The 24,243-nt window shown below is 63.6% G+C and carries 6 protein-coding genes; 5 read left to right on the forward strand and 1 reads right to left on the reverse strand.

Annotated elements, in window-relative coordinates; translation table 11 throughout:
- The first annotated feature begins 314 nt into the window (after nucleotides 1-314).
- Together HWW83_RS09245 and HWW83_RS09250 are read left to right on the forward strand one after the other, a co-directional pair.
- The gene (locus tag HWW83_RS09245) at nucleotides 315-1,676 is read left to right on the forward strand and encodes an NCS2 family permease (RefSeq protein WP_176589234.1); all 1,362 of its coding nucleotides are present in this window, start codon (nucleotides 315-317) and stop codon (nucleotides 1,674-1,676) included.
- Between the two features lie 197 nt (nucleotides 1,677-1,873).
- Nucleotides 1,874-3,523, forward strand: coding sequence for a Na+/H+ antiporter (locus HWW83_RS09250; RefSeq protein ID WP_004936822.1), 1,650 nt, complete (start codon nucleotides 1,874-1,876; stop codon nucleotides 3,521-3,523).
- A 76-nt stretch (nucleotides 3,524-3,599) separates the two neighbouring features.
- On the opposite strand, the gene HWW83_RS09255 is transcribed toward HWW83_RS09250, so the two are convergent.
- Nucleotides 3,600-4,487: a LysR family transcriptional regulator gene (locus HWW83_RS09255; RefSeq protein WP_033644435.1), complete on the reverse strand. Its 888-nt coding sequence runs from the start codon at nucleotides 4,485-4,487 to the stop codon at nucleotides 3,600-3,602.
- Nucleotides 4,488-4,626: 139 nt separating this feature from the next.
- Here HWW83_RS09255 and HWW83_RS09260 point away from each other — a divergent pair, with 139 nt between their 5' ends.
- From HWW83_RS09260 to HWW83_RS25775, 3 genes are all read left to right on the forward strand, one after another.
- On the forward strand, nucleotides 4,627-5,049 hold the full coding sequence (locus HWW83_RS09260; RefSeq protein WP_004936830.1) for a CidA/LrgA family protein: 423 nt from the start codon (nucleotides 4,627-4,629) through the stop codon (nucleotides 5,047-5,049).
- The gene (locus tag HWW83_RS09265) at nucleotides 5,042-5,731 is read left to right on the forward strand and encodes an LrgB family protein (protein ID WP_004936833.1); all 690 of its coding nucleotides are present in this window, start codon (nucleotides 5,042-5,044) and stop codon (nucleotides 5,729-5,731) included. The genes HWW83_RS09260 and HWW83_RS09265 overlap by 8 nt, the downstream gene beginning before the upstream one ends.
- Before the next feature lie 610 nt (nucleotides 5,732-6,341).
- Nucleotides 6,342-24,188, forward strand: a complete 17,847-nt coding sequence (locus HWW83_RS25775) for a non-ribosomal peptide synthetase (RefSeq protein ID WP_176589235.1) — start codon at nucleotides 6,342-6,344, stop codon at nucleotides 24,186-24,188.
- Nucleotides 24,189-24,243: the final 55 nt, after the last annotated feature.

A 24,243-nucleotide genomic window follows, 5' to 3' on the forward strand; every position in this document is an offset into this window, starting at 1 on the left:
GGCAGGGGCGCCGGATCGCCCCGTCATTTCGCGCAGAAGCCCTTCCCGCCGCTTTCTGCATAAATTGTCGCGATCTTTAGTTGATTAGACGCTATGGAAGGCAGGATAATCGTTTGCCTTGAATAAACCACCATAAATTACCCGTACCGCGCGCTGCGAGTTAAACGTTTGCCTTGGTGCGCATTGCCGTTGGCGATGCGACGGAAGGGCAAGGAAGCGGAACGTGACGTAAACGATTACGTGGCGATCGGGCGCGGGCGAGATGACAGGCCTGCTGTGACGGGCCGATTAATGAAACACAGGGGAAGTAACCTATGTCGAACTCTCAAGCGAACCACGCCGCAAAACCAACCGGCGGGCTTGATGGCTATTTTAAAATTTCCGCGCGCGGCAGCAGCGTGCGACAGGAAGTGGTGGCGGGGCTGACCACCTTCCTGGCGATGGTGTACTCGGTGATCGTGGTGCCGAGCATGCTGGGCAAAGCGGGTTTCCCGCCGGCGGCGGTGTTCGTCTCCACCTGCCTGGTGGCCGGGCTGGGCTCGCTGCTGATGGGGCTGTGGGCTAACCTGCCGATGGCCATCGGCTGTGCGATCTCGTTGACCGCCTTCACCGCTTTCAGCCTGGTGCTCGGCCAGCACATCAGCATTCCGGTGGCGCTGGGCGCGGTGTTCGTGATGGGCGTGCTGTTTACCGTCATCTCGGTCACCGGTATCCGTGCCTGGATCCTGCGCAATCTGCCGATGGGCGTGGCGCACGGCACCGGCATCGGCATCGGTCTGTTCCTGCTGCTGATCGCCGCCAACGGCGTCGGCCTGGTGGTGAAGAACCCGCTGGATGGCTTACCGGTGGCGCTCGGCGCCTTCACCTCTTTCCCGGTGGTGATGACGCTGGTCGGTCTGGCGGTGATCTTCGGCCTGGAGAAACTGCGCGTGCCCGGCGGCATTCTGCTGGTGATCATCGCCATTTCCATCATCGGCCTGCTCGTCGATCCGGCGGTGAAATACCAGGGGCTGTTCGCCATGCCTAGCCTGGCGGACGCTGACGGCAAATCGTTGATCTTCAGTCTGGATATCATGGGTGCGTTGCAGCCGGTGGTGTTGCCGAGCGTGCTGGCGCTGGTGATGACTGCGGTGTTCGACGCCACCGGCACCATCCGCGCGGTGGCCGGGCAGGCCAACCTGCTGGATAAAGACGGACAGATCATCAACGGCGGCAAGGCGCTGACCTCGGATTCCCTGAGCAGCATCTTCTCCGGGCTGGTGGGCGCCGCGCCCGCCGCGGTCTACATCGAGTCCGCCGCCGGCACCGCAGCGGGCGGCAAGACCGGCCTGACCGCCACCGTGGTCGGCGTTCTGTTCCTGCTGATCCTGTTCCTGTCGCCGCTGGCCTATCTGGTGCCGGTCTACGCCACCGCGCCGGCGCTGATGTACGTCGGCCTGTTGATGCTGAGCAACGTCACCAAGCTGGACTTCAACGACTTCGTCGACGCGATGGCCGGCCTGCTGTGCGCCGTGTTCATCGTGCTGACCTGCAACATCGTCACCGGCATCATGCTGGGCTTCAGCTCGCTGGTCATCGGCCGCATCTTCTCCGGCGAATGGCGCAAGCTGAACATCGGCACCGTGCTGATCGCCGTGGCGCTGGTGGCGTTCTACGCCGGCGGCTGGGCGATTTAAGCCTCTTGGGTTTCCCTCGCCCATCGGGCGGGGGAGCCTGTGACGGCAATTCCCTTCTTAAGATAAGTCTTCTTCTGCTCTGCACCGCGTTTTGAAAGGCACAACAAGCTTTAACGGCTGTAAAAAAAGTGATCTACTATCGGGACCAACGCAGGCCCTGAGCCGATGTCGTCTGAATCGTAGAGTCTAAGGAAAGCATGGAAATCTTTTTTACAATCCTCATTTTGATCCTGGTGGTCTCCCTGTCCGGGGTGGTGACGCGCATGTTGCCGTTCCAGGTGCCGCTGCCGCTGATGCAAATCGCCATCGGGGCCCTATTGGCCTGGCCGCATTTCGGGCTGCACGTCGATTTTGATCCCGAACTGTTCCTGGTGCTGTTCATCCCGCCGTTGCTGTTCGCCGACGGCTGGAAAACGCCGACGCGCGAGTTCCTGCATCACGGGCGTGAAATTCTCGGCCTGGCGCTGGTGCTGGTGCTGATCACCGTGGTCGGCGTCGGTTATCTGATCTACGCCATGGTGCCGGGCATTCCGCTGGTGGCGGCCTTCGCGCTGGCGGCGGTGCTGTCGCCGACTGATGCCGTGGCGCTGTCCGGCATCGTCGGCAAAGGGCGGATTCCCAAGCCGATCATGGGCGTGCTCGAGGGCGAGGCGCTGATGAATGACGCGTCTGGCCTGGTGTCGCTCAAGTTCGCCATCGCGGTGGCGATGGGCACGATGGTGTTCACCGTGGGCGGCGCGACCCTTGAATTCCTCAAAGTGGCGATCGGCGGCCTGTTGGCCGGCGTGGCGGTCACCTGGACTTACAGTAAATCGCTGCGGGTGATGAGCCGCTGGAGCGGCGACGATCCGGCGACCCAGATCGTGTTCCTGCTGCTGCTGCCGTTCGCGTCCTACCTGATCGCCGAACATATCGGCGTTTCCGGCATCCTGGCGGCGGTGGCGGCGGGGATGACCATCAGCCAATCCGGCGTGATCCGCAACGCGCCGCTGGCGATGCGCCTGCGCGCCAACAGCGTGTGGGCGATGCTGGAATTCGTGTTCAACGGCATGGTGTTCATCATGCTGGGCCTGCAGCTGCCGGGCATTCTTGAAACCTCCATCCTGCAGGCGGAGCTGGATCCGACCATCCAGACCTGGTATCTGTTCGCCGACGTGGCCACCATCTACGCCGCGCTGCTGGTGCTGCGTTTCACCTGGCTGTGGGTGATGAAGAAGGCCAGCAACCGCTTTATGAAAAAGCGTCCGCTGCAGTTCGGCGATTACAGCACGCGTGAGCTGTGGGTGGCGTCGTTCGCCGGGGTGCGCGGGGCGATTACCCTGGCCGGCGTGCTGTCGATACCGCTGTTGTTGAGCGACGGCACCGCCTTCCCGGCGCGTTATCAGCTGGTGTTTATCGCCGCCGGGGTGATCCTGCTGTCGTTGATTGTCGGCGTGCTGGCGTTACCGCTGCTGTTGCGCGGCGTGCAGGTGACCGACAAGAGCGCCAGCAAGCAGGAAGAGCGCATGGCGATCGCTATGGCAGCCGAGGTGGCGATCGAGAGCGTGAATAAAATGGAAGAGCGCCTGGTCGCCGATACCGAAGAGAATCTCGATCCGCAGGTGTTGAAAGAGGTCAGCTCGCGGGTGACGGGCATGCTGCGGCGGCGTATCGCGTCGAAAGACGATATCGAGAATGCGCTGGCGATGGAAAACCTCGAGCGGCGTTTCCGCCTGACGGCGCTGCGCGCCGAGCGCGGCGAGCTGTACCACCTGCGCGCCACGCAGAAAATCAGCAACGAGACGCTGCAAAAACTGCTGCACGATCTCGATTTGCTCGAAGCGCTGTTGATCGAGCGCGAGGGGTAAACGCAGAGGGAGGAATAAACGTTTTTCCTCGTTATCCCCATCCTGAAGGGCCGCCTGTGCGGCCCTTGTTTTTTGGCTACTTGAGCGGCGGCCAGTAGTCGCGGCAGCAGGCGATCCAGGCCTGTGCGCTGTGCGACAAATAGCTGCCCTGGCGCCAGATCAGGCCGATTTTCCATTCCATGCGCGGTTCCAGCGGCAGCCAGACCAGGTTTTCCTTATCCAGCCAGCGGCAAACCGGCTCCGGCAGCATGGCGATGCCCACGCCGGCCTGCACCATCGAGGCGAGGAAGTCCCATTGGCCGCTGCGCACCGCGATTTGCGGTTCAAAACCGGCCAGGCGAAACGCCTTCATCAGCATCTTGTACAGCGCAAAGTCTTCGTTATAAATCAGGATCGGGCTGTCGGCCAATTCGGCGATATTGATGCTGGTGCGGTTGAGCCACTGCGGCGTGCGCGGCGCCACCACGCACATCGGGTGGCCCAGCAGCGGCAGAAAGGTCAGCGGCTGCTCCGAGTCGAAGGGCAACACCGTCATCGCCAGATCCAGTTCGCCGGACATCACCGCCTGTTCGACCGACAGCCCGCCCAGCTCGGAAATCTTCAATTCGATGCCGGGGTAGGTCTGACGAAAGCGGCGGATCAGATCGGCGATCTGCCTGCCGACCATCGGCGGAATGCCCAGCCGCAACACGCCCTTTTTCACCGAGCTGATGTCTTCCAGCTCCGCCTCCAACTGGCGGAATTCGTCGAGGATCGTCAGGCCGCGCTGATACACCGCCTGGCCGCTGTCGGTCAGGCGCAGCTTGCGGCCTTCGCGGATCAGCAGCGTGCATTCCAGCTCCTCCTCCAGATGCCGCAGCATTTTGCTGATGGTGGGCTGGGTGACGAACAGTTTTTCCGCCGCGCGGGTGAAGCTTTGCTGGCGCACCACTTCAACGAAGTAGCGCAGGGTGCGGACATCCACGTTAGGGTTCTCCTTGGGGACGCTACCGGCGGGAAACTATTCCCGGACGGCATGATGTCGATAATTTTAATTCATTTCAGGCGTGGTTTCCCGGCTGCGTATACTGTAGGCCGTCAATTATTGTTTGAGGTCATCTTTCATGTCTCTGGCGTTACGCCGCGTTGCCCCCTCCCTGCTGACCCGTTTGCAGGTGCCGATTCAGGTGGCGTTGTATGCGGCGCTGTTCCTGATCGCCGATCGCCTGGTGCAACAATTCCACCTGCCGCTCCCCGCCAATATCGTCGGCATGCTGATGCTGCTGGCGCTGATCCTGCTGCGCATTCTGCCGCTCAGCTGGGTCAAGGCCGGCTCCCGCTGGCTGCTGGCGGAAATGCTGCTGTTTTTCGTGCCGGCGGTGGTGGCGGTGGTCAACTATGCCCAGCTGCTGATGGTCGAGGGCTGGAAGATCTTTCTGGTGATCGCAGTCAGCACCATGCTGACGCTGGGCGCCACCGGGCTGGTGGTGGACAGGGTATATCGGCTGGAGATTTGGCTGCAGCGGCGGAAGCAGCGCCATGAATGATTTTATCCTTAGCCTGGCCTGTTTTCTGGCGACGCTGGCGCTGTATTTCGCCAACAAGAAACTCTATCGCCGCCGCCGCACGTTGCTGCTGATGCCGCTGGTGCTGACGCCGATGATTCTGGTGTTGCTGCTGGTGGTCACCCATATCTCCTATCAGGACTACATCGGTGAAACCCACTGGCTGCTGTGGCTGCTGGGGCCGGCGACCATCGCCTTCGCGGTGCCGGTGTACGAGAATCTGCATATCATCCGTCGCCACTGGCTGTCGCTGACCGCCGGGGTAACGACCGCGGTGCTGGTGGCGGTGTACAGCTCGGTGTGGCTGGCGCGCCTGTTGACGCTGCCGGAAGAGGTGCAGCGCAGCCTGGCGGTGCGGTCGATCACCACGCCGTTCGCGCTGGAGGCCGCCAAACAGATGGGCGGGCAGCCGGATCTGGTGGCGCTGTTCGTGGTGATCACCGGGGTGTTCGGCATGGCGGTGGGGGATATTTTGTTTTTGCGGCTGGCGGTGCGCAGCCGTCTGGCGAAGGGCGCCGGATTTGGCGCCTCGTCGCACGGCGCCGGCACTGCCCGCGCCTATGAGCTGGGGCCGCAGGAGGGCGTGGTGTCGAGTTTGGTGATGATGCTGGCCGGCATCATCACGGTCGTGGCCGCGCCATTGATCGGCCGGCTGATGTGGTAAGACCTCTTGGGGCGGGCTCTGCCGCCCCATTGACATTGTCTGCGGTTGGGAACGGTGCCGTTGATTTGCGCACGAAAAAACGCAAAATTTTTTCAGCATAATTTTTCCCATTGTTATAACAAAAAGCGATAGAGCCGCTGCCGATAAAACCGGGCATAAATTTCGATGACAATGAATTAATTAAATTATTAATTATTGTTTTTCAAACAATAAAGTATAACTTATTGATATGGAGAGGCTCTTATCGTAAGAATTGCTGCATATTAACCTCGATGAATAATACAAAAAAATATTAATTATTCTCTAATCATCTCAGGTTAATACAAGTTCAATACCCTCGTCATCCCTGAGTAATATCGGGGAAATAAAATGGTCATTTATTCCCTTTCGCACGTTTCGCCAAAAAAAATATCCTCTCCTATACTTCACAGCTCAGCAAATTGAGGCGCAGGGGGGACCTCTGGATTAGCCATTCTATCCTTTCTTAGTTGGGGGAGACCCAGCTTTTCTACGGTTTTTTTATTCTGACTTGAACTGTCGGGCGGCCAGTCTTTGCCTAAATCCTGACGGTCTATTTCATTAACGTAATGAAAACGTGCTAGAGAATATTATGAACAAACAAACTGATGTGAAGAGTGGGGAATTCCGTGCAGGGTCTCAGGCCGCAACGGAGAAAGTTGAGCTGCATGAAATAACAACCGCCCAGCGTGAACTCTGGCTGGGGGAAAACATCTCCAAAGATTTGTCGTTCAATATCTGGGGCTACGGACAGGTCGACGGGCCGCTCAACGTTAAACTGCTGCGGCAAGCCATCGACGCCATCGTCGAAGAAACGCCGGCTCTGCAAGCGCATTTTGTGGAAAAAGACGGTGAGCTTTATCAATACCGCGCGCCACGTACACATGAGCCGCTGTTCACGCTCGATCTCAGCAAGGAGCCCGATCCTCTGCAGGCGGCCAGACGTTGGATGGTGGCGGATTCGGCGCTGCCGCGCCGCGCTACGGGAGAAGAACCTTTTAGTTTTTATGTCATTACGCTCGCACCACAGCGCTACATCCTCTATCGCCGTTTCCACCATATGATCACCGACGGCCGCAGCGCTGAGGAAGTGATGCGGCGCATCGCGGCTTACTATAACGCGCTGGCGTCCGGCGGCGTCATCCCTGAATTCGCCAACTGCAATTTCTCTCTGCTGTATGAAAACGACATCAAGTACCGCGACTCTTCGCGCTTTTCTTCCGATCAGGCGTTTTGGCGGGAATACACCGCCGCCGCGCCGCAGAGCTTGTCACGCAGGGCCGTATTGACGCCAGACGCTGCGATGCACCACAACACGCAGCTGCTGGAAAAAGACGCCCTGGATCGGCTGCAGCGGCAGGCCGACAATATCGGCGTACACCGTGCGCATATATTGGCCGCCGCCGTAGCATTATGTTTCTACAGCTTAACCGGCAGCGAATATCTTAATTTCAGCATGCCGGTGACCGGGACAAGGGAACGAAACAGTATTGGTATGACCTCTAACGTTGTCCCTTTGATTATTAAGGTTGAACCTCAACTAAGTCTGGCTGAATTTATCCAGAAAGTGGCGGCTGAAATAGCGAAAGTGGTTCGCCATCAATTATATCGCGGGGAGGATATTCGGCGTGATAATGGCGCGACGGATTCCGCCTGGTTTGGCCCTTCAATTAACATCGTTTCTTTCGACCACGGCGATCCTTTCTGGGGATGCCGCACCCGTTGGTATTACGGTGGCAATATTCCGTCCGGCGATCTACAGATTATGCTGTATGAAGACCAGCAGGCGAATGAACTGGACGTCACTTTTTCTGACGCCGCCTATGCAAATTCATTAGACGATCTGGATGTTTTGCAGCGTCGTTTCCAGTTCATTTTACGCGCGCTGAACGCTTCAACGACGGGAACGATCGAAGCGTTGGATCGGCAAGTGGCGACGTTGGCGGATGCCGAGGCCGGCGGCAGCTTTTACGCCAACCGGCGGCAACCGCCTGCCGGCGGCATCATCCGTTGGGATCGCCCGGCTCAGGCGCTGCAGCGCCTGGTGAGCTCGCTGAGCCATGGCGCGGGATGCGCGACGAAGATACTGTTGGCGGAGCGCGTGCTGGGCGTGACGACGCTGCTGGCGGTGAGCGATGAACGCCAGGCCGAACCCGGCACCCTGCTGCGCATCGAGACCGACGGCTGGGAGATCGCCGCGCATCCCGGCGTGGTGCGCGTCGGGCCGTTCTTGCGCGCCGACGACTCGATTCAGCCGGGTGATGCGCTGGCGCAGGCCTGCGGCCTGTTTGTCGGCTCGGTCTTGCCGACGCTTAGCGATGCTGAAGCTTCGCTGTTAGGCGCGGCGTATGGCGCCAGCGCTGACAGCGCCGCTTTCTGGCAACCGCGTCTGACACGCTTTTATCCGGCGCCGTTCCCGCCAGGGCCTGACCGCCGGGCGGACCTTCCCGCACGCTGGCAGGCCACGGCCTGGCAGCGCCTGGAAAAGATTGCCGGCGAGCAGGTGCTGGCGGCAGCAACCCTCTATCTGGCGCGCATGTGTAATGAAACCGATTTTCAGCTGGGTTGGATTACGTCGAACGATCGGGATTGGGGACGTTGGGCTCACCTGAGCGCGCGCGTGCTGCCGCTGCAGGTCTCAGTTGATCACTCCTACAATTTCCAGCAGGCATTGGCCGCGCTGGAACAAGAATACGGCCGGTTGCGCGCTCATGCTGATTATCATCCCGCGTTGCTGACGGGCGATGCGGATCTGCGGGCGCCCCAAGCTTGGCCGACGGCGGTATCGATCGTCAGCCGGCGTTCAGAGACAGGGTTGCAGCCTGAAGACGAGGGCGTGGCTGCCATCATGGCTTCCGGCTCGCGCGCGGTATTGCAAATCTGCAAGGCTGACGGCGCCTTCCGTTGGGTATACGACGCCGCCTCAGTGGCTGACGAACAGATGTTGCGTGCGACGCAACATCTGCTGATGCTGCTCAACGACGCGGTGAGAGCGGGCTCTCATCGTCGCACCATCGGCGAACTCAATCTGGTTTCCGAAGAAGAACGCACGCAGTTGCTGCAGAGCCTCAATCACACCGTTGCTTCGCACTCGCCGGCGGCGTGTCTGCATCGGCTGTTCGAAGCGCAGGTCAAACGCACGCCAGATGCGACGGCGATGACATACGGCGACGACAGCCTGACTTACGCTGAATTGAATACCTGGGCGAACCGATGGGCCCATCGGCTGGTAGAGCTTGGCGTACAACCGGACAGTCTGGTGGCGCTGTGCGCCGGACGCGGTCTGCCGATGCTGGCCGGGTTGCTGGGGATCCTCAAAGCCGGCGGCGCCTATGTGCCGTTGGATCCCGCCTATAGCGGAGAGCGGCTACAGTACATCCTGGCGGACTCCGCGCCGGTGCTGCTGTTGGCGGATGAACTTGGCAGGCAAGCGCTGGGCGGCTGCGAGGTGCCGGTATTGGCGCTGGAACAGCCGTTGACGGGGAAAAGCGACGATCTGCAGGACGTCGAGGTGCGGCCATCACACCTGGCGTATGTGATTTACACCTCCGGTTCGACCGGCAAACCGAAAGGGGTCATGGTGGAGCATCGCCAGGTCGCGCGCTTGTTCAGCGCCACCAACGCCTGGTTTAACTTCAGCGCCGCCGACAAGTGGTGCCTGTTCCACTCATTCGCCTTCGACTTTTCGGTTTGGGAGATCTGGGGCGCCTGGTTGTATGGCGGCCAGCTGTTCATCGTACCGCAGGAGATCGCCCGTTCGGCGCCGGACTTTTATCATTTCGTCTGCCGCAGCGGCATCACGGTACTGAATCAGACGCCGAGCGCCTTCAAAGCCTTTATCCAGGCTCAGGCACACAGCGAAGCGCGCCATCAGCTGCGCGAGATCGTGTTCGGTGGTGAAATGCTGAAGCCTTCCGATCTCGCGCCGTGGTTTGCTCGTCCAGAGAACCGGCAGACGCGATTGGTCAACATGTACGGCATCACCGAAACCACGGTGCACGTGACGTACCGGCCGCTGTCGGCGCAGGATACGGCGATCGTCGCCAGCCCGATCGGCTGCCGTATTCCGGATTTGCGGCTGTATCTGCTTGGCGGCGATGGCGAACCGGTGCCGATGGGGGCGATCGGCGAACTGTACGTCGGCGGTGAAGGGGTGGCGCGAGGGTACCTGAACCGGCCCGAATTGACGGCGGAACGTTTTCTCGAAGACCCTTTCAACCGGGCGCCGGGTGCGCGCATGTATCGCACCGGCGATCTGGCGCGCTATCTGCCGGGGGGGGATATCGAATACCTGGGGCGCAACGACCAGCAGGTGAAAATCCGCGGCTTCCGCATCGAGTGCGGTGAGGTGGAAGCGCAGCTGAGCGCCGATCCGCGCGTGCGCAGCGTAGCCGTGGACGCTATCGACGATGGCGACGGGAATAAGCGACTGGTGGCGTGGGTGGTTCCGGCGCCGGAGACGGAACGCGCTACGCTGGCGACCGAATTGCGCCGGCATCTGCAGGCGCGGTTGCCGGACTATATGGTGCCGGCGGCTTACGTTTGGCTGGAGGCGTTGCCGCTGACCGGCAACGGCAAATTGGACAAGCGCGCCCTGCCGGTGCCGCAGGTCGACGCCTGTGCGCGCGAGGCCTATGCGCCGCCGCAGGGCGAGGCAGAAAATCTGTTGGCGGCTATCTGGCATGAGCTGTTGGGCGTAGAACGGATTGGCCGTTACGACCACTTCTTCGAACTGGGCGGGCATTCGCTGATGGCGGTGCGCCTGGCGAACCGCGTGCAACAGGCCGGATGGCAGCTGCCGTTGCAGGCGCTGTTCGCCAGTCCGGTGTTGCACGTGTTGGCCCAGGCGCTGCAGGTTGCGCCGACGCAGGAATCGATCCCGATGCTGCCGGTGGCGCGCGATGGGGAATTGCCGCTGTCGTTTGCTCAGCAGCGTCTGTGGTTCCTGACCCAGTTGGAGGGGATGAGCGAAACCTACCATATCCCGCTGGCGTTGCGGCTGCGCGGTCGGTTGGACCGGCAGGCGTTGCAACAGGGGCTGGACGCGCTCTATGCGCGCCACGAATCGCTGCGCAGCCGGTTCATCACCCGGGAAGATCGGCCACAGGTACAGATTTTGCCGGCAAACGGGTTACCGCTTGCGTTCCACGATCTGCGACGTCACCCCGCGCAGGCTGAAACGCTGTGTCGTCAGGCGGCCACTCAATCGTTCGATTTGACGCAGGGGCCGCTGGTGCGCGCCGCGCTGCTCCGCCTGGCGGATGAGGAGCATCTGTTCCTGCTCACCTGCCATCACATCGTCTCCGACGGCTGGTCTACCGGCATACTGCTGCGCGAATTGGGCGCGCTGTACGGCGCTTTCCGTCGAGGCGAGGCCGATCCGCTGCCGCCGCTGACCTTGCAATACCCGGATTACGCCGCCTGGCAGCGTCGCTACCTGACGCCGGAACGGCTGGCGGCGCAGGCGCAATACTGGCGTGAAACGCTGAGCGATGCGCCGGCGCTGCTGACGTTGCCGACCGACCGGCCGCGTCCGACGGTACAGTCTTTCAGCGGCGCAGAAGTGCCGATCGCGATCGACGCCGAGTTGACGCAGGCGCTGCGTCAATTCAGCCGACAGCATGGCGGCACGCTGTTTATGACGGTGCTGGCGGCCTGGAGCCTGGTGCTGGCGCGCATGGCCGGACAGCAGGAGCTGGTGATCGGCACGCCGGAGGCCAACCGCGGCCGGCTGGAAACCGAATCGCTGGTCGGTTTCTTCGTCAGCACGCTGGCGCTGCGCATCGATCTTCGCGACGATCCGGATCTGCCGACGCTGCTCGAACGGGTCCGCCACACGGTGCTGGCGGCGCAGGAAAACCGCGATCTGCCGTTCGAGCAGGTGGTGGAGCTGGTCAACCCGCCGCGCCATCTGGGCTATACCCCGCTGTTCCAGGTGATGCTGGCCTGGCAGGACGGCTCGGTGCGCGATATTCCGCTGCCTGGGCTGCAGGCCGAATTGGCCGGGCTGGAATACAGCGCGGCGAAGTTCGATCTGACGCTCGATCTGGCCGATACCGGCGAAGGCATCAGCGGCACGCTGAATTTCGCCACGGCGTTGTTCGATCGCGCCACCGCCGAGCGTTACGGCGTTTACCTGGTACAGGCGCTGCGGGCGATGACGCTGAATAACCCGCGATCGGTATCCCATATCGATTTGCTGCCGCTCGCCGAACGGGAGCATCTGCTGCATGGCTGGAACCGCACCGAGCGTGATTACCCGCTGGATCAGACGCTGGCGGCGCTGTTCGAGCGGCAGGTGCGCCGCACGCCGGATGCCATCGCGCTGGTGAGCGGCGCGGAAAGCCTGAGCTACGCCCGGTTGAACGCCCGCGCCAACCGGCTGGCGCACGCGCTGATTGCGCGCGGCGTGGGCCCGGACAGCCGGGTGGCGGTGTGCGCCGAACGCGGCCTGAACATGGTGACGGCGCTGTTCGGCATCCTCAAGGCCGGCGGCGCCTATGTGCCGTTGGATCCGGCCTATCCGGGCGAGCGCCTGCAGTACATCCTGCAGGATGCCGACCCGGTGCTGCTGCTGGCGGACGCCGCCGGCCGGGCGGCGCTGGGCGAACCCGCGACGCCGCAGCTGGCGCTGGAGGCCGCGTTGCCGGAGACGCTGAGTGCCGAGAACCCGGCGCCGCGCGCGCAGGCGTCGCACCTGGCGTACGTGATTTACACCTCGGGTTCGACCGGTAAACCGAAGGGCGCGATGAACGAACACCGCGGGGTGGTCAACCGGCTGGTGTGGATGCAGGAGGCCTACGGCCTGACGGCGGCGGACACGGTGCTGCAAAAAACGCCGTTCGGCTTCGACGTCTCGGTGTGGGAGTTCTTCTGGCCGCTGATGGTCGGCGCGCGCCTGGTGATGGCGAAGCCGGAAGGGCACAAGGATCCGGACTACCTGAGCCGCGCTATCGAACAGTACGGCGTCACCACGCTGCACTTCGTGCCGTCGATGTTGCAAAGCTTCCTGGCAGATGAGCAGGCGGCGACGCGCTGTGGCAACGTGGTGCGGGTGATGTGCAGCGGGGAAGCGCTGCCGGCGGCGCTGGTGGCGGAGTTTTACCGCCGGCTGCCGCAGGCGGAGTTGCATAACCTGTATGGGCCGACGGAGGCGGCGGTGGACGTCACCGCCTGGCACTGTTCGCGGGAGGCGGACCGGGTGTCGGTGCCGATCGGTCGGCCGATCGCCAACACGCGCATCTATCTGCTGGACGAGCACGGGCAGCCGGTGCCGCTGGGGGCGGTGGGCGAGCTGTATATCGGCGGGGTGCAGGTGGCGCGGGGCTACCTGAATCGGCCCGACTTGACGGCGGAGCGTTTCCTGAGCGATCCGTTCGCGCCGGGCGGGCGCATGTACCGCACCGGCGACGTAGCGCGCTATCTGGCGAACGGTGACATCGAGTACCTGGGGCGCAATGACCAGCAGGTGAAAATCCGCGGCTTCCGCATCGAATGCGGCGAGATAGAAGCGACGCTGGCGACGCACCCGGCGGTGCGGGAAGCGGTGGTGGATGCGCGCGCGGTGGGCGACGACAAACGGCTGGTGGCGTGGGTGGTGCCGGCGGCGGACGTGGCGGAAGAGACGCTGGCGGGCGCGCTGCGGCAGCATGTGAGCGCGGCGCTGCCGGACTACATGGTGCCGTCGGCCTGGGTGGTGGTGGCGGCGTTGCCGCTGTCGCCGAACGGCAAGTTGGACCGGCGGGCGCTGCCGGAGCCGCAGGGGATGCAGAGCCAGGCGGCGTACGAAGCGCCGCAGGGTGAGCGCGAAACGCTGCTGGCGGAGATCTGGCGCGAGTTGCTGAACGTGGAGCAGGTTGGCCGCCACGACAACTTCTTCGAACTGGGCGGCCACTCGCTGCTGGCGGTGAAGTTGATGGCTCAACTGCGGCGTGCCGGTTTGGCGGCGAACGTGCAGACGCTGTTCTCAACGCCGACGCTGGCGGCGCTGGCGCAGGCGGTGAGCGCGCAAGGGGAAATCGACATACCGGAAAACCGCATCTTGCCGGGTTGCGCCGCCATTACGCCGGAGATGTTGCCGCTGGCGACGCTGAGCCAGCCGGAGATCGACGCGGTGGTGGCGCAGGTGCCGGGCGGCGTGGCTAACGTACAGGACATCTACGCTTTGTCGCCGCTGCAGGAGGGGATTTTGTTCCACCATCTGCTGGCGGAGCAGGGCGATCCGTACCAGCTGTCCGCGGTGTTGCGTTTCGACAGCCGCGCGCGCCTGGATGCCTGGCTGGCGGCGATGCAGCAGGTGATCGATCGCCATGACATTCTGCGCACCGCGTTCATCACGCAGGGCGTGTCTTCGCCGGTGCAGGTGGTGTGGCGCAAGGCCGAACTGGCACTGAGCGAGCGGCGTTTCGATCTGGCCGACGGCCCGGTTTGGCAACAGTTGGCGGCCGGTTTTGATCCGCTGCATCAGCGACAGGATCTGACCCGTGCGCCGCTGCTCAACTTTACCGTCGCGCAAGAGGAGGATGGCCGGTGGTGCGCCTTGCAGCAGTGGCATCATCTGATTGGCGATCACTCCACGCTGGCCTTTATGGAGCAAGAGGTCAGCGAAATCCTCGCCGGTCGCGGCGCACGGCTTGGCGCCGCCCAGCCGTTCCGCAATGCGGTGGCGCAGGCGCGCCTGACGCTCAGCGAAGCAGAGCATGAACGTTTCTTCCGCGACATGTTGGCGGATATCAGCGAGCCGGTCCTGCCGTTCGGCTTGAGTGATGTGCATGGCGAGGGACGGCAGATCGTCAGCCGCTACCAGGCGCTCTCTTCGGCGCTGAATCTGCGATTGCGACGTCAGGCGCGGCGGCTGGGCGTCAGCCTGGCCAGCCTGTGCCATCTGGCCTGGGCGCAGGTGCTGGCGCGCGTCAGCGGGCGAGACGCGGTCGTGTTCGGCACCGTATTGCTGGGTCGCCTGCAGGGCGGCGAAGGCGCGGAACGGGCATTGGGGTTGTTTATCAACACATTGCCACTGCGCCTGGACATCGATCGGCGAGGCGCGGAGGCGGCGGCAAGAGAGGCACACGTGCGGCTGAGCGGGCTGCTGGCGCATGAACATGCGCCGCTGGCATTGGCGCAGCGCTGCAGCGGCGTCAGCCCTGGGGCGCCGCTGTTCAGTGCCTTGCTCAACTATCGCCATAACAACGGCGAGGCAGTGTCGCTGCCCGAAGGCGTCAGCCTGCTGAGCGCCGAAGAGCGCACCAACTATCCGTTCGTCTTGTCGGTGGAGGACGGCGGCGATTCGCTGGGCATTACGGCGCAGGTAACCGAGGCGATCGATGCGCAGCGCGTATGTGACTATATGGTGCAGGCGCTGGACTCACTGGCGCAAGCACTGGAGCAGGCGCCGGATACGCCGGTGTGTTCACTGGCGGTGGTGCCGGAAGCGGAACGCGAGCTGCTGCTGCATGGCTGGAACCGCACCGAGCGTGACTACCCGCTGGATCAGACGCTGGCGGCGCTGTTCGAGCGGCAGGTGCGCCGCACACCGGATGCCATCGCGCTGGTGAGCGGGGCGGAAAGCCTGAGCTACGCCCGGTTGAACGCCCGCGCCAACCGGCTGGCGCACGCGCTGATAGCGCGCGGCGTCGGCCCGGACAGCCGGGTGGCGGTGTGCGCCGAACGCGGCCTGAACATGGTGACGGCGCTGTTCGGCATCCTCAAGGCCGGCGGCGCCTATGTGCCGTTGGATCCGGCCTATCCGGGCGAGCGCCTGCAGTACATCCTGCAGGACGCCGACCCGGTGCTGCTGCTGGCGGACGCCGCCGGCCGGGCGGCGCTGGGCGAACCCGCGACGCCGCAGCTGGCGCTGGAGGCCGCGTTGCCGGAGACGCTGAGTGCCGAGAACCCGGCGCCGCGCGCGCAGGCGTCGCACCTGGCGTACGTGATTTACACCTCGGGCTCGACCGGTAAACCGAAGGGCGCGATGAACGAACACTGCGGGGTGGTCAACCGGCTGGTGTGGATGCAGGAGGCCTACGGCCTGACGGCGGCGGACACGGTGCTGCAAAAAACGCCGTTCGGCTTCGACGTCTCGGTGTGGGAGTTCTTCTGGCCGCTGATGGTCGGCGCGCGCCTGGTGATGGCGAAGCCGGAAGGGCACAAGGATCCGGACTACCTGAGCCGCGCTATCGAAGAGTACGGCGTCACCACGCTGCACTTCGTGCCGTCGATGCTGCAAAGCTTCCTGGCAGATGAGCAGGCGGCGACGCGCTGCGGCAACGTGGTGCGGGTGATGTGCAGCGGGGAAGCGCTGCCGGCGGCGCTGGTGGCGGAGTTTTACCGCCGGCTGCCGCAGGCGGAGTTGCATAACCTGTATGGGCCGACGGAGGCGGCGGTGGACGTCACCGCCTGGCACTGTTCGCGGGAGGCGGACCGGGTGTCGGTGCCGATCGGTCGGCCGATCGCCAACACGCGCATCTATCTGCTGGACGAGCACGGGCAGCCGGTGCCGCTCGGGGCGGTGGGCGAGCTGTATATCGGCGGGGTGCAGGTGGCGCGGGGCTACCTGAATCGGCCCGACTTGACGGCGGAGCGTTTCCTGAGCGATCCGTTCGCGCCGGGCGGGCGCATGTACCGCACCGGCGACGTAGCGCGCTATCTGGCGAACGGCGACATCGAGTACCTGGGGCGCAATGACCAGCAGGTGAAAATCCGCGGCTTCCGCATCGAATGCGGCGAGATAGAAGCGACGCTGGCGACGCACCCGGCGGTGCGGGAAGCGGTGGTGGATGCGCGCGCGGTGGGCGACGACAAACGGCTGGTGGCGTGGGTGGTGCCGGCGGCGGACGTGGCGGAAGAGACGCTGGCGGGCGCGCTGCGGCAGCATGTGAGCGCGGTGCTGCCGGACTACATGGTGCCGTCGGCCTGGGTGGTGGTGGCGGCGTTGCCGCTGTCGCCGAACGGCAAGTTGGACCGGCGGGCGCTGCCGGAGCCGCAGGGGATACAGAGCCAGGCGGCGTACGAAGCGCCGCAGGGTGAGCGCGAAACGCTGCTGGCGGAGATCTGGCGCGAGTTGCTGAACGTGGAGCAGGTTGGCCGCCACGACAACTTCTTCGAACTGGGCGGCCACTCGCTGATGGCGGTACGTCTGACCAACCGTCTGCAACAGATGGAATGGCAGCTGCCGTTGCAGACCCTGTTCGCCAATCCGACGCTGCACGTAGTGGCGCAGCAACTGCAAAGGACGAGTGAAGCGCTGCCGCCGATCGAAGCTCTGCCGCGCGACGCCGCATTGCCGCTGTCGTTTGCTCAGCAGCGCTTGTGGTTCCTGACCCAGTTGGAGGGAATGAGTGAAACTTACCATATCCCGCTGGCGCTGAGCCTGCGCGGCGAGCTGGATCTGCCTGCCTGGCGGCAGAGTCTGGATGCGCTCTATGCCCGTCACGAAGCGTTGCGCAGCCGGTTTATCACCGTCGAGGGGCAGCCGCAGACGCACATTCTGCCGGCAGACGCGCTGCCGTTGACGGTTCACGATCTGCGTGGGCAGCAGGATACCCAAAGCCGAGCGCGGCAACTGGCGCAGCACCTGGCGGAGGCGCCTTTCGAGCTGAGTTCCGGTCCGCTGGTGCGCGCCGCGCTGCTCCGCCTGGCGGATGAGGAGCATCTGTTCCTGCTCACCTGCCATCACATCGTCTCCGACGGCTGGTCGACCGGCATACTGCTGCGCGAATTGGGCGTGCTGTACGGCGCTTTCCGTCGCGGCGAGGCCGATCCGCTGCCGCCGCCGACCTTGCAATACCCGGATTACGCCGCCTGGCAGCGTCGCTACCTGACGCCGGAACGGCTGGCGGCGCAGGCGCAATACTGGCGTGAAACGCTGAGCGATGCGCCGGCGCTGCTGACGTTGCCGACCGACCGGCCGCGCCCGACGGTGCAGTCTTTCAGCGGCGCAGAAGTGCCGATCGCGATCGACGCCGAGTTGACGCAGGCGCTGCGTCAATTCAGCCGACAGCATGGCGGCACGCTGTTTATGACGGTGCTGGCGGCCTGGAGTCTGGTGCTGGCGCGCATGGCCGGACAGCAGGAGCTGGTGATCGGCACGCCGGAGGCCAACCGCAGCCGGCTGGAAACCGAATCGCTGGTCGGTTTCTTCGTCAGCACGCTGGCGCTGCGCATCGATCTTCGCGACGATCCGGATCTGCCGACGCTGCTCGAACGGATCCGCCACACAGTGCTGGCGGCGCAGGAAAACCGCGATCTGCCGTTCGAGCAGGTGGTGGAGCTGGTTAACCCGCCGCGCCATCTGGGCTATACCCCCCTGTTCCAGGTGATGCTGGCCTGGCAGGACGGCTCGGTGCGCAATATTCCGCTGCCTGGACTGCAGGCCGAGAGCGCCGAGTTGGGCTACCGGATCGCCAAGTATGATTTGACGCTCGATCTGGCCGATAACGGCGAAGGCATCAGCGGCACGCTGAACTTCGCCACGGCGTTGTTCGATCGCGCCACCGCCGAGCGTTACGGCGCCTATCTGGTGCAGGTGCTGCGGGCGATGGCGACAAACGCTTCGCAGTCTGCTTCGCATATCGACCTGCTGCCGGCCGCTGAGCGCGAACTGCTGTTGTATGGCTGGAACCGAACCGCGGAAGCTTATCCGGCGCAGAACCCTGTTCACGTCCAGTTTGAACAGTGGGCGCGGCGTACGCCGGATGCCATCGCGTTGGTAAACGAGGCGGACAGCCTTAGCTACGCGCAATTGAACGCCCGCGCTAACCAACTGGCACACCAACTTATCGGACAGGGTGTACGCCCCGGCGACCGCGTGGCCACGTCGCTCGAACGCAGTTTCTCTCTGGTCATTGCCCAGTTGGCGATCCTCAAGGCGGGCGCCGCTTATGTGCCGCTCGATCCGCACCTGCCTGTTGCGCGGCAGGCGTGGATCATCGGCGACAGCGGAACGACGTTGATCCTGTGCGATCGCGATCTCGATCGCGAGATAGCCGGCGAGATCGAATGTCTGCGTATCGATCGTCTGCGGCAGGATCCGACCCACGATCCGGCGGTGGCTCGCGCCGGCGACGCACCGGCTTACATCATGTATACCTCGGGCTCGACCGGCACGCCTAAAGGCGTGATGGTGACGCATCAAGGCATCCTCCGACTGGCGATTAACAATCGGTTTGCGGCGTTCGAACGCGGCGATCGCTTTGCTTTCGCCGCTAATCCGGCATTCGACGCCAGCACGTTGGAAATGTGGGGCGCGTTGCTCAATGGCGCCAGTCTGGCGATCATTGCGCCGGAGGTGTTGACGGATGCCGATGCGTTGGCGGCAGCGCTGGTGCGGCAAGAGATTAACGTCTTGTTCCTGACCACGTCGTTGTTTAACCAATATGTCCATAGCATCGCCGCGACGTTGGCGCAGCTGAAATATCTGATCAGCGGCGGTGAAGCCGCGGATCCGCACGCCTTTGCTCGTATGCTGAAAGAGGCGGGGCCGGTGCGTCTGGTCAATGCTTATGGGCCGACGGAAGGCACCGTTATCGCCACTGCGGCGATAGTTGAACAAGTGGGGCCATGGCAACGCCTGCCGATCGGCCGGCCGATCGGCAATACGCACATCTATCTGCTGGATGAGCATTTGCAGCCGGTGCCGCTCGGGGCCACCGGTGAGCTCTATATCGGCGGTGCCGGCGTGGCATTGGGTTATCTCAATCGCGCCGAACTGACGGCAGAACGGTTCCTGGCGGATCCCTTCAATCCCGGAGACCGGATCTATCGTACCGGCGACCTGGCGCGCTACCTGCCGGACGGCAATATCGACTACCAAGGCCGTAACGATCGGCAGGTGAAAATTCGAGGCTTCCGCATCGAATGCGGTGAAATCGAGGCGCGAGTGGCTGGTCATCCGGCGGTGCGCGAAGCGGTGGTGGATGTCCTCGGCGAAGCGAACAATAAACGGCTGGTGGCGTGGGTGGTGCCGGAGGCTGAAGCGGACCGTCAGACGTTGGCGGTGACGCTGCGGCAGTATCTGGCGGGCATGTTGCCGGAGTTTATGCTGCCGACGGCCTGGGTTGCGCTGGATACGCTGCCGCTGACGCCGAACGGCAAGTTGGATCGGCGCGCGCTGCCTGAGCCGCAAGAGGACGCCTACGTGCGTGAGGTTTACGCCGAACCGGAAGGCGAGCTGGAAACGCTGCTGGCGGGGATCTGGCGCGAGTTGCTGGGCATTGAGCGTGTAGGACGTCACGATAACTTCTTCGAACTGGGTGGCCATTCGTTGCTGGCGGTCAAACTGATGGCGCAGCTGCGCCGTGTGGGGTTGAGCGCCGGGGTACAAACGCTGTTCACCGCGCCGACGCTGTCGACGTTGGCGCAGACATTGGTCACGCAGCAAGAGGTGAGCGTGCCGGCCAACGGTATCCAACCGGGTTGCGCTTCCATTACGCCGGAGATGTTGCCGCTGGCGGCGCTGAGCCAGCCGGAGATCGACGCGGTGGTGGCGCAGGTGCCGGGCGGTGTGGCCAACGTACAGGACATCTACGCTTTGTCGCCGCTGCAGGAGGGGATTTTGTTCCACCATCTGCTGGCGGAGCAGGGCGATCCGTACCAGCTGTCCGCGGTGCTGCGTTTCGACAGCCGTGCGCGTCTGGATGCCTGGCTGGCGGCGATGCAGCAGGTGATCGACCGCCATGACATTCTGCGCACCGCGTTCATCACCCAGGGCGTGTCTTCGCCGGTGCAGGTGGTGTGGCGCAAGGCCGAGTTGTCGCTGCAAGAACTGCGGCTCGATCCGGCGCAGGGCGATATCGGTTCGCGGCTGACGGCGTTGTTTGATCCGCGCCGCGTACGGCCAGACCTGACGCGCGCGCCGTTACTGAGCTTTGTCGCTGCACGGGAAGAGGAGGGCAGTTGGTGTGTGCTCCAGCAGTGGCATCACCTGATCGGCGACCACTCGACCCTGGCGGTGATGCAGGAGGAAATCAATCTGATCCTGGCCGGACGCGGAGACGAATTGGCCAAGGCGCCGCCGTTCCGCAACGCGGTGGCGCAGGCGCGGCTCGGCGTCAGCAACGCTGAACACGAGCAGTTCTTCCGCACTCTGCTGGCGGATATCGATGAACCGTCGCTGCCGTTCGGCCTGAGCGATGTGCATGGCGAAGGGCGAGATATCTCGACGGCGCACCTGGCATTGCCGCATGCGCTCAATCAGCAGCTGCGGCGGCAGGCGCGACGGATGGGCGTCAGCCTGGCCAGTCTGTGCCATCTGGCCTGGGCGCAGGTGCTGGCGCGCGCCACCGGCCGCGATGAGGTGGTGTTCGGCACCGTGTTGCTGGGCCGCATGCAGGCCGGAGACGGGGCGGAACGGGCGCTCGGACTGTTTATCAACACCTTGCCGCTGCGGCTAGATGTCAATGAGGTTGGCGCAGAATCGGCGGCGTTGCAGGCGCATATCCGGCTGAGCGGACTGCTGGCCCATGAGCATGCGCCGCTGGCCTTGGCGCAGCGCTGCAGCGGCGTCGCCGCGGGCACGCCGCTGTTCAGCGCCCTACTGAACTATCGGCATAACAGCGGCGAGGAGACTGCCTTGCCGGCCGGCGTGACGCTGTTGGATAGCCAGGAACGCACCAACTATCCGTTCGTGTTGTCGGTCGAGGACGGCGGCGATTCGTTGGGCCTGACGGCACAGGTCAGACAGCCGATTGAAGCGCAGCGCGTGTGCGGTTACATGGCGCAGGCGTTGAGCGCCTTGGCGCAGGCGCTGGAAGAGGCGCCGCAGACACCGATCTGCGAACTGGACGTGATGCCGGATGAGGAGTATGCGCTGCAGCTGTGCAGCTGGAATCATACGACGGAACCTTACCCGGCGGATACCTGCGTGCACGAACTGTTTGAACAACAGGCGCAGTTGACGCCACAGGCCGTCGCCGTGATCCAGGGGGCGCGGCAGCTCAGTTACGCGCAGTTGAATGCGCGCGCTAACCGGTTGGCGCACCGGCTGATTGAGCGCGGCGTACAACCGGGCGATCGGGTCGCGGTGCGGCTGACGCGCAGCATCGAACTGGTTTGCGCCCAACTGGCGATCGTCAAGGCCGGTGCGGCGTATGTGCCCCTCGATCCGCAACTGCCGACCGCGCGTCAGGCGTGGATCGTCAATGACAGCGGCGCGTGTCTGATGCTGGCAGAGACCGCCGGCAATGAGGGCATTCCGCAGCTGCCGGTCGAGGATTGCGAAGGCAATGACGGTAATCCGGCGTTGCGATTGTCGAGCGGCACGACGGCCTACATCATGTATACCTCCGGTTCGACCGGTACGCCGAAAGGGGTCATGACGCCGCACCAGGGCATTACTCGTTTGGTGCGCAACAATCGCTACGCCGCCTTTGACGCTGAAGACCGCGTTGCCTTTGCCGCCAACCCGGCGTTTGACGCCAGCACGATGGAGGTGTGGGCGGCCCTGCTGAACGGCGGTGCGCTGGTGGTGATAGCGCCGGAGGTCATGATGGAAGCCGAACGTCTGGCGGCCGAACTGCAGCGTCATCGCATCACCACGCTGTTCTTGACCACCGCGTTGTTCAATCAGTATGTGCACAGCATCAGCGGCGCGCTGGCGCAGCTGAAATATCTGATCAGCGGGGGGGAGAAAGAGGATCCGGGCGCTTATGCGCGGTTGCTGCAAGAACAAGGGCCGGTGCAACTGATCCATGCCTATGGGCCGACGGAGACCACGACCTTTGCGACCACGGCGCGTATCGAGCGGGCCGAAGGGGAGGCGCGTTTGCCGATTGGTAAACCGATCGGCAATACCCGCGCGTACTTGTTGGACGCCCGTGGGCGCCCGGTGCCGATGGGGGCGATAGGAGAACTGCACATCGGCGGCGTGGGGGTGGCGTTGGGATACCTGAACCGGCCGGAACTGACGGCGCAGCGTTTCCTGAGCGATCCGTTCAACCCGGTCGGCGGCGGCCGCATGTATCGTACCGGCGATCTGGCGCGTTATCTGCCGGACGGCTGTCTTGAATACCAAGGGCGGTGCGACCAGCAGGTCAAGTTGCGCGGGTTCCGCATCGAACCGGGCGAGATCGAGGTGCAGCTGGCAGCGAGCCCGTGGGTGCGGGAAGCGGTGGTGCAGGTTTGTTCGACGGAGCACCACCCGCGTCTGGTCGCCTGGATCGTACCGGCGGCCGAGGGGGAACGCAGCGCGCTGCAAGGGCAGTTGCGGGCCTATTTGAGCGAACGGTTGCCGGAGTACATGGTGCCGTCGGCTTATGTCTGGCTGGATGCGCTGCCGTTGACCGCCAACGGTAAGTTGGATCGGCGCGCCTTGCCGGAGCCGGAGTGTGCGGCAGTCGGCGCTCGGGAGTATGCGGCGCCTCAGGGTGAGACCGAAACGACGCTGGCGCGGGCATGGTGCGAGCTGCTCGAGATTGGCCAGATAGGACGCCACGACAATTTCTTCGAGCTCGGCGGCCATTCACTGCTGGCGGTGCGTCTCTCCAGCCAACTGCGTCAGCAAGGCATCACCTTGCCGGTACAGGCGATCTTCAACCATCCGATCTTGGCCGAATTGGCCGAACGGATCGATCGTCGCACCGCCGAGGCTCCGCTGTGCAAAGCGGTGCCGGCTCGCAGCAGCGGCAGCCGACCGCCGCTGTTCTTCGTCCCGACCGGCTTTGGCGATCACTCTTATGTATTTGAATTGGCCAAGGAGATCGATGAAAGCTTCCCGGTCTACGCTGTGCCGTGGCCGGCGGTGGAGGAGAAGCCGGCGACCATGAGCGACATGGCCGCCAGCGCCGTGGCGTTGATTCGCGAAGTGCAGCCGCAGGGGCCCTACCATCTGGCGGGGTACTCTTCCGGCGGGGTGTTGGCCTATGCCATCGCCGAGCAACTGCAATCGAGCGGGGAAGCGGTCGCTTTCCTGGGGCTGATTGACACGTTGCGGCCGGTGGAGGCGATGCACAGCCCGGTCCAGCTGTTGCTGAACTGGGTGGAATCCACGCAGGAGAGGCCGGATCCGCAGTTCTGTCAGCAGTTGGCCGAGCTGCCGCTACCGGAGGCGATAGCGGCCGTGCAACGCGCCGGGATCAAGACTCAGCGTGCGGAAGTGGCCGACGAGGCGGCCCTCTGGCAACAGCGACACCATTACGCCAAGCTGGTGGAGGCGACTCAGGTGCAGCCTGCATCGCTCAAGATCCATCTGTTCAAGGCGAAGCAGGAGCAGGTTTCCGCCAATTCGCAGAACGAGCAGTTCCAGGTGTACTGGCAGAAGATCAAGCAGGCGGGATATTGCCGCGAAGACGCTTCCGCGCTGGGATGGGATAGGCTGTTGCCGCCGGCGACCGTCCGCGTCAGCCAGGTCAACGGCGACCATGTGTCGATGATGGAGCATCCGGTTCACCGGCGTGAGCTGGGCCAGCACTTCAATCTGGCGTTGCGCGATCTCGGACAGGCGTAAGTCGGCGGGATAGACGATCAGAAAGCCCTCGCAAGAGGGCTTTTTTTATCCGGTG

The organism is Serratia ureilytica (genome assembly GCF_013375155.1).
Classification (GTDB): Bacteria; Pseudomonadota; Gammaproteobacteria; order Enterobacterales; family Enterobacteriaceae; genus Serratia; species Serratia ureilytica.